General features: G+C 32.2%; 12 protein-coding genes. 10 read left to right on the top strand and 2 right to left on the bottom strand.

The features are described from left to right. Window positions 1-4 precede the first annotated feature (4 nt). The 10 genes from murQ to pepT all read left to right on the top strand — a co-directional run bounded on the left by murQ (window position 5) and on the right by pepT (window position 9,630). The gene (gene murQ / locus O9267_RS02705) at window positions 5-817 is read left to right on the top strand and encodes an N-acetylmuramic acid 6-phosphate etherase (protein WP_298175708.1); all 813 of its coding nucleotides are present in this window, start codon (window positions 5-7) and stop codon (window positions 815-817) included. Between the two features lie 4 nt (window positions 818-821). Next, window positions 822-1,043, top strand: coding sequence for a DUF6095 family protein (locus O9267_RS02700; RefSeq protein ID WP_298175706.1), 222 nt, complete (start codon window positions 822-824; stop codon window positions 1,041-1,043). A 28-nt stretch (window positions 1,044-1,071) separates the two neighbouring features. Next, complete coding sequence (locus tag O9267_RS02695) at window positions 1,072-1,296, top strand: hypothetical protein (protein ID WP_298175705.1); 225 nt, start codon at window positions 1,072-1,074, stop codon at window positions 1,294-1,296. Beyond that, window positions 1,281-1,583 (top strand): type II toxin-antitoxin system RelE/ParE family toxin, encoded by a 303-nt coding sequence (locus O9267_RS02690; RefSeq protein WP_298175703.1) that lies wholly within the window; start codon window positions 1,281-1,283, stop codon window positions 1,581-1,583. Before O9267_RS02695 ends, O9267_RS02690 begins: the two co-directional genes overlap by 16 nt. Continuing rightward, window positions 1,583-2,155, top strand: coding sequence for a pentapeptide repeat-containing protein (locus O9267_RS02685; protein ID WP_298175701.1), 573 nt, complete (start codon window positions 1,583-1,585; stop codon window positions 2,153-2,155). Before O9267_RS02690 ends, O9267_RS02685 begins: the two co-directional genes overlap by 1 nt. 33 nt (window positions 2,156-2,188) lie before the next feature. Next, window positions 2,189-2,563 (top strand): DNA topoisomerase IV, encoded by a 375-nt coding sequence (locus O9267_RS02680; protein ID WP_298175699.1) that lies wholly within the window; start codon window positions 2,189-2,191, stop codon window positions 2,561-2,563. Window positions 2,564-2,604: 41 nt separating this feature from the next. After that, window positions 2,605-3,465: a TerC family protein gene (locus tag O9267_RS02675; protein ID WP_298175697.1), complete on the top strand. Its 861-nt coding sequence runs from the start codon at window positions 2,605-2,607 to the stop codon at window positions 3,463-3,465. Window positions 3,466-3,773: 308 nt separating this feature from the next. Further along, window positions 3,774-5,834 carry a DUF349 domain-containing protein gene (locus O9267_RS02670; RefSeq protein WP_298175695.1) on the top strand — a complete coding sequence of 687 codons (2,061 nt, stop codon included), beginning with the start codon at window positions 3,774-3,776 and terminating at the stop codon, window positions 5,832-5,834. 777 nt (window positions 5,835-6,611) lie between these two features. Next, entirely contained in the window at window positions 6,612-7,976 is a 1,365-nt protein-coding gene (gene hemN / locus O9267_RS02665) for an oxygen-independent coproporphyrinogen III oxidase (protein WP_298175693.1), read from the top strand. Window positions 7,977-8,373: 397 nt separating this feature from the next. Beyond that, a complete protein-coding gene (gene pepT, locus O9267_RS02660; protein WP_298175691.1) occupies window positions 8,374-9,630 on the top strand; it encodes a peptidase T in 1,257 nt (418 codons plus the stop codon). Window positions 9,631-9,698: 68 nt separating this feature from the next. Here the strand turns inward: pepT and O9267_RS02655 are convergent, their stop codons facing one another. Both O9267_RS02655 and O9267_RS02650 read right to left on the bottom strand, forming a co-directional pair. Beyond that, the gene (locus tag O9267_RS02655) at window positions 9,699-12,431 is read right to left on the bottom strand and encodes a leucine-rich repeat domain-containing protein (RefSeq protein WP_298175690.1); all 2,733 of its coding nucleotides are present in this window, start codon (window positions 12,429-12,431) and stop codon (window positions 9,699-9,701) included. Between the two features lie 122 nt (window positions 12,432-12,553). Beyond that, a partial coding sequence (locus O9267_RS02650) for a M1 family aminopeptidase (RefSeq protein WP_298175689.1) occupies window positions 12,554-13,716 on the bottom strand: 1,163 nt, incomplete at its 5' end.

Genomic DNA, 13,716 nt, shown 5'->3' with positions numbered 1-13,716 from the left:
GGTTATGAATTTTATCAAAACCACAGAGCAATCATCCAAATACGAACATTTAGAAAAAATGTCTGTTGCCGAATTATTGCAAAATATCAACAATGAAGACAAAACCGTTCCATTGGCAGTCGAAAAAGCATTGCCTCAAATTGAATCTTTGGTCGCCAAAATTGTTGAGAAAATGAAATTAGGTGGAAGGCTTTTCTACATCGGCGCAGGAACTTCTGGACGATTAGGAATTGTTGATGCATCAGAATGTCCACCAACTTTCGGTGTTCCATTTGATTTGGTAAACGGAATAATCGCTGGTGGTGACAAAGCAATTCGTTGTGCAGTTGAAAATGCCGAAGACAATACAACGCAAGCTTGGCTAGATTTGCAAGAACAAAACATTTCGCAAAATGATGTTGTAATCGGAATTGCAGCTTCTGGCACAACGCCTTATGTCATCAAAGGTTTGGGAAAATGCAACGAAAATAACATCGTGACTGGTTGTATAACTTGCAACGAAGGAAGTCCGCTCGCATTGGTAGCAAATTTCCCAATTGTAGTTGTTGTCGGACCAGAATTTGTCACAGGAAGTTCAAGAATGAAAGCAGGAACTGCTCAAAAGTTGGTGTTAAATATGATTTCAACAACAACCATGATACAACTCGGAAAAGTAAAAGGCAACAAAATGGTCGACATGCAACTAAGCAACGACAAATTAGTTGACAGAGGCGTAAAAATGATTATGAGCGAAATCCCAGTTAGTTACGAAGAAGCCGCTACGCTACTTTCAAAATATGGAAGCGTTCGAAAAGCTGTAGATAATTATAATTTGTAAAAAAATGTCAACAAATAGAACTGTTTTATCCAAAGGAATCAAATATTTAGTTTTTGCTTTACCACTACTTTTTATTGGTCCATCAGTGATTTATAACGCCTTTATCAACAAGCAAAATGTTTGGCATTATCTTGTTTTAGCAGTCGGAATCTTTCTTTCAGGATTAGCTGTCTATTTTATGTACAAAGGCTTGCAAACTATTATGAAAGCTTTATTTAATGATTAATTTTGTATATTAGCTAAAATTTTAGGCTATGGATATTTTAACAAATAAAAAGTGGATTCATAAAGAAATTGACACTATCAATGACACATCTTTTATTGAAAAATTGAAACATCTTTTGGAATTTTTCAATAAACCTGAAACCGATTCAGAATACAACCAAGAAATTGATAATGCCCTGAAAAACATCGAAGAAGGAAAGTTTTATTCAATGGAAGAAGCTCGAGCTATCTCTAAAAAATGGGGAAGAAAATAATTTGGTCAGAAGATGCTTTACTTCAACTAGAAGATATTCATTTTTATATATTTTTTGAAACTAAATCAATAAGAATTGCTGATAAAGTAATTGAAACTATATTTGATAGCGCTGAAGTTTTGATTTCAAAACCAGAAATTTATGAATTAGACGAACAAAGAAAACCTAATGATGGAACTTTCAGAGCTTATCATGTTTATAATTATAAGATTTCTTTCAGAATAACAAATCAAGAAATACAAATTCTTAGAGTACGACATACTTCTAGAAAACCAAAAAATCATTAATGAACGAGCTTCTATACATCAACACCACTTTTGAAAAAGTAATTCTACTCGACGCCAAGATTACCAATCGCGAATTTGACGGTTGTACGTTCAAAAATTGTGATTTTTCTAATGCAAATTTTACCGAAACAACTTTTATAGATTGTGAATTTATTGATTGCAATTTATCAATGTCTAAGCTTCAAAATGCAAGTTTAAAAACAGTTACATTCAAAAACTGCAAATTACTAGGAATCGCTTTTCAAGAATGTACAGATTTTTTATTCAGTGTTCATTTTCAAGATTCTACATTAGATTATGCTTCATTTGCCAATAAAAAAATGCCAAAAACCAATTTCATTTCTTGTTCACTTAAAGAAGTAAATTTTATTGGAACCAATTTAGCTAATTCTATTTTTGAAAATTGTAATCTTATCAATGCTATTTTCAATGAAACAGAACTAAAAGAAGTCGATTTTACCACTTCTTATAATTTCAAAATTGATCCCGAATTCAATTCGATGAAAAAAGCAAAGTTTTCATTACAAGGAATTCCGAATTTATTAGATAAATATGATTTAAAAATAGAATAAATTTTAACAATTTAAAAAAAATAAAACAACTAAATGAAACCAATTCTTATCCTATTTTTGCTTACACTTGCTTCCTGTATGCCATCAAAAACCGAATGCAATTGCACCGATTTTAAAACAGGAAAATTTGAATTTACTAAAGAAATTGATGGTAAAAAAATAACTTCAACATTCGAACGAACTGATAAACTTCAAGTTGAAACTTTTCAAGGAAAAACAGATTCAGCTTCGGTACGATGGATTAACGATTGTGAATTTATTTTGCAAAAAATAAATCCGAAGAATAGTGCCGAAAAGAAAGCTATTAGTATGAAAATTGTTGCCACAAAAGAAAAAACCTATACCTTTGAATTCTCTTTTGTAGGCGATGCAAAAAAACAACAAGGTTTTGTAACAAAACTCGACTAACATACGTTTAACAACTTTTATAAACTAAATTTTAAAATAAAATGCTCGAATTAATTTCAAACCCAAATGCTTGGATAGCTTTATTAACCTTAACTTTTTTAGAAATCATTTTAGGAATCGACAACATCGTTTTTCTATCAATTGTTTCAGGAAAATTGAAAGCCGAAGACCAACCAAAAGCTAGAAGAATCGGTTTATTACTTGCAATGGTTTTCAGAATAATTTTATTATTCGGAATTTCATGGGTTTTAAGTTTACAACAAACACTTTTTCATATTGACTGGGGATTTTTTGAAGCACATATTACGGGTCAAAGTTTAATAATATTTGGTGGTGGTTTGTTTCTATTATACAAATCCGTTTCTGAAATTCATCACAAAATGGAAGGCGAAGAAGAAAGTGCTTCAGGAAAATCGGCTTCAAGTTTATCAAGTGCCGTTTTTCAAATAGCGATGCTAAACATCGTTTTTTCATTTGATAGTATTTTAACAGCCATCGGAATGATTAGCATGAAATCTCCAGCAGAAGGTGGTTTTGGCTACTCAGGCGCTATCGAAATTATGATTCTTTCTATAGTGATTTCTATCGTTATAATGATGATTTTTGCTGGTCCAGTAAGTAAATTTGTGAACGAACATCCAACTATTCAAATTCTTGGTTTGTCATTCTTAATCTTGATTGGCGTAATGCTTTTAGCAGAAGGTTCTCACTTAGCGCATTTCCGCTTTGGTTCTGATGTTGAAATACATAGCATTCCAAAAGGATACTTATATTTTGCCATTTTCTTCTCATTATTTGTAGAATTTTTGAATATCAAAATGCGCAAAAACAGTAAACCAGTTGTCCTTCACAATAGCAAAATTGAAGATAAAAAATTGGAAGATTTTGATTTAAACAACTAGATTTTCATTAAACACTAATTACACGAATTTACACGAATTAAAAAATTCTAAAAATAGATTTCACTAATTAAAATTGCTATCAGCAATCATTTATGTAATAATCGTAGCAAACAATTTTGTGATAATTTGTGAAATTTGTGTCTAAAAAGTTTGTCTAATTTTATAAAAGCATCGTTAAAGAAATTTCTTTAATGATGCTTTTTCATTTTTATTTGTTTAATTTTTCGATTTGTTTTGAATTTTGTTCCGTGTTTACTACCTTTCGCCCTATTATATAGTATAATTATAAACCTTACACATTTAAAAAAATGTCTGAAGAAAAGAATGATAACCTGCCTAGTAACGAAAATCTAGCAGATGGAAACCGCGAAAACAATGCTGTAGAAGCAACTACTTCTGAAATTCAAGAAGTTGAAGAAACAGTTGCAGAAACTGAAGAAACAGCTACAATAGAAGAAATTGCCGAACCAGCGCCAGAAGTTGAAGCCACTACCGAAGAAAACATCGTAGAATTGACTGATGAACAAGTTGCTGACGATACGCTAGAAATAGCTGACGAAAGTATCATCGCTATCAATGAAATTGCTGCAACCAACGCTGCCGAAAGCGAAGACGAAACCATTCGCCATGAAATTCCTATGGAAGATTATGAAGCAATGTCGATGGAATCTCTTGTTGATGCACTTGAAAAAGTAGCTGAAAACGAAAAAGTGATGGCTGTGAAAGAGCACGTTGAAGAAATTAAAAAATCATTTTTGGCAAAATACCATCATTTTATTGATGAGAAAAAAGAAGAATTTCATGCCGAAAATCCAGATACAACTGAGGATTTTGAATATCATTTTCCACTAAAAACTAAGTTTGACCAAATCTATTCTCATTATAGAGATAGAAAAAACAAACATTATAAAAGCTTACAATCTAATCTTGAAGCCAATCTTCAAAATCGTTTAGCACTTGTTGAAGAATTGAAAAATTTGGTTACCAATCCAGGAAATATTACTAATTCGCTTAAGCAATTGAACGATATTAGAGATCGCTGGAAAAACGCTGGCTCAATTCCTAAAGATAAATACAACCACGTTTGGAATAACTACCATTTTCATATGGAGAATTTCTATGACTTCCTTCATTTAGATAGAGAAGCTAGAGATATTGATTTCAAACACAATTTGGAACAAAAACAAAAAATCGTTGCACGTGTTGAAGAGTTAACACAAATGGAAGACGTGAACAAAGCTTTCCGTGAATTGCAGGATTTACACAAAATTTGGAAAGAAGAAATCGGTCCCGTTTCGAGAGAACACCGTGAGGAAATTTGGAATAAATTCAGTGAATTAACCAAAATTATGCACGACAAGCGCGAACTTATTTTTGAAAAATTGCGTGCTGGTGAAACAGAAAATTTAGAGAAAAAGAAAAATATCATTGCTCAAATTGAAGTTTTAGCTACCGAAAAAGTAAATTCTCATGCTCTTTGGGCAGCTCAAGTGGCAAAAGTAGAAGCGTTACGCAACGAATTTTTCTCAACAGGAAAAGTTCCTAGCGAAGTAAACGAAGAAACTTGGTCAACATTCAAAACAGCCGTTCGTAATTTTAATGTACTTAAAAATTCTTTTTACAAAGACATTAAAAAAGACCAAACCGATAACTTGACCAAAAAACAAGCCTTGGTTGCCAAAGCAGTTGAATTGCAAGACAGTACAGATTTTGCAGCAACTACGCCAATCATGAAACAAATTCAGGATGAATGGAAAACGATTGGTCACGTGCCAAGAAAGTTTTCTGATAAAATCTGGGCTGAATTTAGAGCGGCTTGTAATCATTATTTTGATAAATTAAAAGAAAGCAAAAACGAAGAAAACGCTGAAGAAGTAGAGGCATTCGAAAAGAAAAAAGAATACCTTGAAACTTTGCGTGCTTTTGAAATGACGGGCGATCACAAAACCGATTTAGATGCTATCAAAGCGCATATCGAAACTTGGAAAGGTTTTGGTAAAGTTCCTTTTGGCAGAAGACATATCGAAGGAAAATTCAATAAAATATTAGATGTTTTATTCGAAAAATTGAGCTTGAGCAAAAAAGAAACCGACATGATGCGTTTCAACAATCGTATTGAGCAATTAGCTGGTTCTGACGATTCGAGAAAATTAGAAAACGAAAAAGTTTTCCTAATGCGCAAAATCGACGAAGTGCAAGGCGAAATCTTCCAATTGGAAAACAACATTCAGTTTTTTACCAATACTAAAAACGCCAAAAAAGAAAATTCAATTGTGTTAGAAGTACGTAAAAACATCGAAAAACACAAAGAAGAATTAACGGTTTTAAAAGACAAATTAAAACAACTTCGCAACCTAAAAGCAGAATAGTTTTTTCTTTAAAATAATTGGAAACCTCGAACGTAAAACTTCGGGGTTTTGTTTTTTTTAACCGCAAGGAGTGCAAAGAAAAAACACAAAGTACACAAAGTTTTTTTTTTAACTCAACGTCACTTCGAGTGTCTGCAGCGGTGGATGTATCGAGAACCTTTGAAAAATTGAAAAAATATTACTTCTAAGTTCTCGATACTTTTTCTAAAAAGCTACGCATTTTATAAAAAACTCGAAGTGACGAAAGTGGAGAATTGAAACATAAAAATTCTAAGAAACATAAAATCCACACTTCCCAAAAAACACAAAACTTCTTTCTAAACCAAACGTCACTTCGAGTGATTTTGTGTTTTAAAAACGCTAGTTTTTGAAATACAAAATTGTATCGAGAACCTGTGAAAAACTAATTATATTGCTTCTAAGTTCTCGATACTTTTTCTAAAAAGCTAACGCATTTTATAAAAAACTCGAAGTGACGAAAGTGGAGAATTGAAACATAAAAATTCTAAAAAACATAAAATCCACACTTCCCAAAAAACACAAAACTTCTTTCTAAACCAAACGTCACTTCGAGTGATTTTGTGTTTTAAAAACGCTAGTTTTTGAAATACAAAATTGTATCGAGAACCCATGAAAACCTGAAATCTGCCATCTACTTTCTGCAATCTACATCCAAACTTCGTACCTCGTATTTCTAACCTCGTACCTTCACATGATATTTATCATTTTATTATACAATCCTTAAAACTAAGTTTGTATCTTAAAAGATAGTATTTCATGTCAGTTTCCTTAATACAAAAATACAATGTTCCTGGTCCTCGATACACCAGCTACCCTACTGTTCCATATTGGGAAGAAAATTTATTTTCTCTAGAAAACTGGAAAAAAACACTCCAAAACTCTTTTGACGAAAGCAATACTATCGAAGGCATTAGCCTTTATATACACTTGCCTTTTTGTGAAAGCCTTTGTACGTTTTGCGGTTGCAACAAACGCATAACCAAACGACACGATGTAGAACATCCTTATATAGAGGCAGTTCTGAAAGAATGGAATTTGTACTGCGATTTACTTTCGGAACAACCTAATATCAAAGAAATTCACTTGGGTGGCGGCACACCCACTTTTTTCTCACCAGAAAATTTGACTACGCTTATCAATGGTATTTTTAAAAGAGCCAAAAAAGCAACCAATCACGAGTTCAGTTTTGAAGGACATCCTAACAATACAACTCGCAAACATTTGCAAACTTTATATGATTTGGGATTTAGACGCGTAAGTTTTGGTGTTCAAGATTATTCTAGCAAAGTTCAGCAAGCCATACATCGTGTCCAACCGTTTCATAATGTAGCGAAAGTTACGTTTTGGGCAAAAGAAATTGGTTACACTTCTATTGGGCACGATTTGATTTTTGGTTTACCGTTCCAAACGCTTGAAGACGTTATGGATACTATTGACAAAACCAACTCACTCCAACCCGATCGCTTGGCGTTTTACAGCTATGCGCATGTGCCTTGGATAAAAGGTAACGGACAACGCGGTTTTAACGATGAAGATTTGCCAAGAGATGATGAAAAGCGTAGACTATACGAAGAAGGCAAAAAATTACTAAGCCAAAACGGTTACCACGAAATTGGAATGGATCATTTTGCACTTGCAAGTGACAGCATGTACCAATCGTTTTTAGATGAGAAATTGCACCGCAACTTTATGGGCTACACTTCGTCTAAAACGCAGGTTATGATTGGTTTGGGCGTTTCTTCTATAAGTGATAGTTGGTATAGTTTTGCACAAAATGTAAAAACACTCGAAGAATACTACGCCAAATTGGAGCAAAACGAACTACCTGTTTACAGAGGACATCTGCTAACCAACGAAGATTTGATTATACGCAAACACATTTTGAATCTAATGTGTCAATTTACGACTTCTTTGGAAGACAAAGAATTGTTTTTTAACGAGTTGCCAGAAATCATCCATCAGTTAGACGAAATGGAACACGACGGTTTGGTAGAAATAAGCAGCACTAACATAACCGTAACCGAAAAAGGAAAACCCTTTGTACGCAACCTATGCATGGCATTTGACCTACGCCTAAAACGCAAAGCACCACAAACACAATTGTTCTCAATGACTGTATAGAATTCTGTCTTAGCAAAACTTCGTGAAAAACTTTGTGCAACCTCTAAATATTTACACCAAAAACACAAAGAAAAGCACAAAGTCACACAATGCCTATTCATAAAAAATAAAAATTCAAGCCTACCAAAAGAAAACTAGCTTCTGCAAAAAGAAATCTCACCTATGCATAGAGAAAACTGGCGTATGTGGAGAGAAAGTTAGTACCTGTAAAAAGAAAACTAGCGTAGGCAGAAAGAATTCTCGTGTACGCAGAAAGAAAACTAGAACCTGCAAAAAGAATTCTTACGTATGCGGAAAGAATTCTGGCACCTGCAAAAAGAAACTTAAAAGTTGTCCTATTCGCAAACTTCAAAGATTCATTTTGAATTTGTACCTTTGCTAAAATATTAAAATTCTTATGCAACATATTATTGACCGCTTTATAAGCTACGTTACAATCGATACCGAATCTGATCCCAATTCAGAAACTACTCCAAGTACCAAAAAACAATGGGATTTAGCCAACAAACTAGTAGAAGAATTAAAAGCAATCGGAATGCAAGACGTTACGATTGATGAGTATTCGTATGTTATGGCGACTTTACCTAGCAATGTGAAAGAAAAAGTACCAACAATAGGTTTTGTATCCCATTTCGATACAACTCCCGATTTTACTGGTGCTAATGTAAACCCTCAAATTGTAAAAAATTATGATGGTGGAGATATAGTTTTGAACAAAGAAAACAACATCGTTTTATCGCCTAGTTATTTCAAAGATTTATTGTTATACAAAGGACAAACGCTTATCACAACTGACGGTTTGACGCTTCTTGGTGCCGACGACAAAGCTGGAATTACCGAGATTATGACCGCTATGGAACATTTAATCAAAAATCCAGACATCAAACACGGAAAAATCAGAGTTTGCTTTACACCAGATGAAGAAATTGGTCGTGGAGCAGATTTATTCGATGTGAAAAAGTTCGGTGCAGATTGGGCTTACACTATGGACGGAAGTCAAATAGGTGAATTGGAATATGAAAATTTTAATGCGGCTGGTGCCAAAATTACTTTCAAAGGAAAAAGTGTGCATCCTGGTTATGCAAAAGGTAAAATGATCAACTCAATGTTGATTGCCAACGATTTCATCAACGAATTGCCAAAAGGTGAAACACCACAAGAAACTAAAGGTTACGAAGGTTTTTTTCACGTTACCCAACTATCAGGAAGCATTGAAGAAACCAAATTAGAATTGATTATTCGAGATCACAACGCCAAAAAATTCAAAAAGCGTAAAGAAATTATTGAAAAAATAACCAAAAAAATCAATAAGAAATTTGCAAAACAATTTGGCGAAGATATAGTAATTGCGGAAGTTAAAGACCAATATTACAACATGAAAGAAAAAGTTATGCCTGTAAAATATATAGTAGACTTAGCAGAAAGAGCAATGAAAGATTTGGGCATAAAACCATTAATCAAACCAATTCGTGGTGGAACTGACGGCTGTCGTTTATCATACATGGGATTACCTTGCCCAAACATCTTCGCAGGTGGACACAACTTTCACGGAAAATATGAATATGTTCCTGTAGAAAGTATGCAAAAAGCAATTGACGTTATTGTTCGCATTGCAGAATTGACAGCAACGACAGATTTTTCTAAAAAGAAGTAAAGTTTTTATAAAATGTAAAAGTCGCAAGGATTTAACTCTTTGCGACTTTTTTTTGTTAATTTTGAAAATTACTCTTTTATAAACTTACTGCTACTCATTCCTTTATCTGAAATAACTTTGATAAAGTAATTGCCAGATTTTAATTGAGAAACATCAATTGTTTTTATTTCTTTAGCATTAGGAATGACTTGAACTAATTGTCCTAGAGTGTTGTAAATACTAATTGAAGAAACTTCAATATTTTGAGCATTAATCGTTAAAGTTTCTTTTGCGGGATTTGGATTTATTGAAATAAAATAAGCAAACTCAAAATCTTGATTGGTTAATACATTTGAAACGGTAGTTGTTGCAGTATTGGTAACAATTGGAAAATTATAATCAAAATAAATACTTGCTGTATTGCTAAAAGTATTGCCTAAAATTAGATTAGGTTTTGTTTTAATTTTGAAAGCTACATAACCATCATTATTGGCATCATCAAATGGTAATTGAATGTTTTCAAAAATAAACTCAACTTTATTAGTATTAGTAATTCTCGTTACAAATGGATGACTTCCGCTAATTGGAATTAATGAATTAACATCAAACTTGGTTGTATTAATCATATCTTTTACCACAATATTTTGAGCATTTGCTGTTCCAGTATTTTCAAAACGAATCATATAATGCACCTCTTTTCCAACTTGATTTGGTGTGATTGTTGCGCCTTCAAGACAAGTTTTGTCGTTTGGATCGAAAGAATTGACAACCGTTTGGTTTACAGTTGAAATATTGTCTAATGGTGTTTCGTCAGTAGCACCAGAAATTGTTGCTGTGTAATTTAACACATAACCTGCATTTACCGGCGGAGTTTCTAGTGGAGAATTAAGATTTAATGTTACTAAAATTTCTCTAGTTTCAAATGGTTGTAAATCTGAAAAATCCCAAGATAAATTATTGGTAGATTGACTAGTTACAAAAGGATTAGAGATCACTAAATCTAAAACAGCATCATTAAAAGATAAATCTAAAGTTCCTGATTGCGTTTGATTACCCTTGTTTTTGTATACTATTTTATATTTAGAATCAAAACCCGGACGAACAATGTTCAAAGGTAATAAAGTAATTTCTAAATCATTAATAGGTACAGATGTAACACAGAAATCTTGAACAATAAGATTTGAAATTTCGTTGGGAAAAGAAACTTCTAATGATGTTGGAAAAATTGTAAAAGAGGAAGGGTTTTCTAAAACTGGAGTAATTGTATGCGTTCCTGATGAAACTGGAATCATATAATTACCAGACGAATTAGTAATAAAACTACCACTGCTTGATTGACTACTAATATTAAATTTTAAGTTTGGATAACTATTATCAAATGCATCACAGCCATCGAATTCATTATCATACTTTACGTTTCCTTGGATGGAATAAAAATATCCGCCAGGCACAAAAGAACAATATGAATTTACATTGCAATTTGTATAACCATAATCAACAAGCTTATTTTCAATAGATGCTAGCTGATCATCATCAGAACAGATATATTGCAAATTAGGATTGCCTGAAAAATTTAATTCATTCTCAACAGTCCCATTTTTAATATTTAAGGATATTAATTGATTAGTAGAGCAATTAATTCCTTCCATAAAACCACCAATTTGTAAATGTTCGACACTCAAATTTGTTAGTTGATTATTATCACACGATAAAGACTGAAGACTATAAACACTTGATAAATCTATACTAGTAAGTTGATTGTAAGAGCATTTAAGAATGTTAACATCACTCAAAATCAAACTTGTTAGTTGGTTATGAGAGCAGTCTAAAAAACCAAATCCTATTCCACTAAAATCCAAACTTGACAATTGATTGTTTGCACAGTGAAATTCAGCTAAAGATGTAAATACGTTTAAAAAATCTAAATTAGTAAAAAGATTATTATCACAATTTAAATAATACAAACTATCTAAACCATTGATATCTAGATTTGATAATGAACAATATGAACAATCTACTGATTCTAACTCTGAAAGACCACTAATATTCAAACTAGTTATTGGTGAACCTGAACAAAGTAATCCTTTAAGATTAGTAGCCGTTGTTAAATCTAAAGTTGTCAAATTATTTGAAGAACAATCCAACCATTCAAGAATAGCTGTTGATCCCGTTAAATCTAAATTTGAAATGATATTGACATTACATTCTAAATGCTTTAAATTTGGCATACCAACCAAACTTAAATTTTGGATTGAATTGTATTTGCAGATAATTTCTTCAATATTTACTAAACCACTAAAATTAATAGTTGAAATTTGATTAAAGTTACAGTTTATATTATGAAGATTAATCAATTCACTTAAATCCAAACTAGCTAATTGATTAAATTCACAATTTAAAGTTTCAAGATTTGTCAAGCCACTCAAATCTAAATAAGAAATTTGATTGTTAGGGCAACTCAAAATAGTAAGATTTGTCAATTCATTTAGATTTAAATTAGTTATTTGATTGCCATTAATATCTAAATGAAGTAAACTTGTCAATTGATCAATATTCAAACTGATTAATTCATTACCAGCACAATTTAAATCTTGAAGATTTACAAATTCTTCAATACCTGTTAAATCAGCAATTGAAGAATAAGATACGTCTAAAATAGTTGTAGCCAATGCCTCACTAACTTGAATTTCATTATCATTATTCGAATCAATACCAATTTCTATCAATTTCATTTTAAAAAAAGTATCTGGTATATTCACAACTTGCGCATTCGCAACTCCAAAAAATAAAAATCCAACAATCAAAAAATAATATTTTTTCATACTCTTAACTTATTTGATTACAAATATACAGTCGTTTTTCTTACTAATCTAAAAAGAATAAAAAAAGTCGCAAGGATTTATCTCTTTGCGACTTTTATATTTTAAAGATTCTATTTTATAATTTACTTTTCTCTTGCGAATTCAAATATTTGACCGCTAATATCTAGTGCAAAAGTTTCTTTTTTATTGTCATATTGCACACTAACACCTGCTTCTTTCATGGTGAATTTTCCGTTTCCTTCATTTACCAAAGGTAAAGATGGTTGTCCTTCGGCATTTATTACTAATGTTCCGTCTTCATCAATAACCTCAATTTTTATTGGAATCATTTTACTCGCAAATTTTCCAGTATAAGCTTCAAGATTTTCAACTTTCTCTACACCATTTTTAGAAGCTATCCACAAATTATTATCTTCATTGTTATCAGGAAAAACAGCATCAGGATCTAATTTAATAGTATCTAATTCTTCGTTAGTATCAACTTTGAATGACCAAGCTACGTTACGTTGCCAAACTTCTACTGGCAATGTTATTCTTTTCACTTTATCATTAACAGTCTTAATTTCAACAATAACTGGTAATGGCATTTTTTCAAGATTTTCTATCGTAATAATCGCTCCTTTGGACGCATCACCTTTTACATATTTAACACTTTTAATTGCTTGGTCAAATTGCCAATTGTTTAAGAACCAACTTCTCCAAAACCAACTAAGGTTTTCACCTGAAACATTCTCCATAGTTCTGAAAAAATCATCTGGCGTTGGATGTTTATATGCCCAACGATTGATATAAGTTTTGAAAGCAAAATCAAATCGTTCTGCTCCTAAAATATGATTTCTCAATATTTCAAGCGCACTTGCTGGTTTGTAATACGCTAAAAAACCTAAATTATCTTCTTTCAAATTATCAGGAGCAGCAATAACTGGTTCCATATCTGGATTAGTCAGTGTATAAGCCGCTTGATGCATGTTGGGAGTTTCTTGCTTATATTCTCCATTATTAAAATCTTGTGAACTCAATCCGTTAATAAAAGTATTAAATCCTTCATCCATCCAAGCAAATAATCGTTCGTTTGAACCCACAATCATTGGAAACCAAATGTGACCAAATTCATGATCGGTAACGCCCCAAAGTTCTGCTCCTTTTGATTTGTATTCACAGAAAACGATTCCTGGATATTCCATTCCGCCTTCATTACCAGCAACATTTATGGCAGCAGGATAAGGATATTCAAACCATCTTTTAGAATAATTTTCTATTGAAGATTTAGTATATTCTGTAGAGC

Origin of the sequence: Flavobacterium sp., from assembly GCF_027531705.1 — a bacterium.
Classification (GTDB): Bacteria; Bacteroidota; Bacteroidia; order Flavobacteriales; family Flavobacteriaceae; genus Flavobacterium.
This window is presented reverse-complemented; position numbering and strand designations above follow the sequence as displayed.

What these genes read in the sequence shown, in the direction of transcription:
- murQ (WP_298175708.1), top strand. Translation starts at nt 5, where the DNA reads ATGAATTTTATCAAAACCACAGAGCAATCATCCAAATACGAACATTTA.
- O9267_RS02700 (WP_298175706.1), top strand. Translation starts at nt 822, where the DNA reads ATGTCAACAAATAGAACTGTTTTATCCAAAGGAATCAAATATTTAGTT.
- O9267_RS02695 (WP_298175705.1), top strand. Translation starts at nt 1,072, where the DNA reads ATGGATATTTTAACAAATAAAAAGTGGATTCATAAAGAAATTGACACT.
- O9267_RS02690 (WP_298175703.1), top strand. Translation starts at nt 1,281, where the DNA reads ATGGGGAAGAAAATAATTTGGTCAGAAGATGCTTTACTTCAACTAGAA.
- O9267_RS02685 (WP_298175701.1), top strand. Translation starts at nt 1,583, where the DNA reads ATGAACGAGCTTCTATACATCAACACCACTTTTGAAAAAGTAATTCTA.
- O9267_RS02680 (WP_298175699.1), top strand. Translation starts at nt 2,189, where the DNA reads ATGAAACCAATTCTTATCCTATTTTTGCTTACACTTGCTTCCTGTATG.
- O9267_RS02675 (WP_298175697.1), top strand. Translation starts at nt 2,605, where the DNA reads ATGCTCGAATTAATTTCAAACCCAAATGCTTGGATAGCTTTATTAACC.
- O9267_RS02670 (WP_298175695.1), top strand. Translation starts at nt 3,774, where the DNA reads ATGTCTGAAGAAAAGAATGATAACCTGCCTAGTAACGAAAATCTAGCA.
- hemN (WP_298175693.1), top strand. Translation starts at nt 6,612, where the DNA reads ATGTCAGTTTCCTTAATACAAAAATACAATGTTCCTGGTCCTCGATAC.
- pepT (WP_298175691.1), top strand. Translation starts at nt 8,374, where the DNA reads ATGCAACATATTATTGACCGCTTTATAAGCTACGTTACAATCGATACC.
- O9267_RS02655 (WP_298175690.1), bottom strand. Translation starts at nt 12,431, where the DNA reads ATGAAAAAATATTATTTTTTGATTGTTGGATTTTTATTTTTTGGAGTT.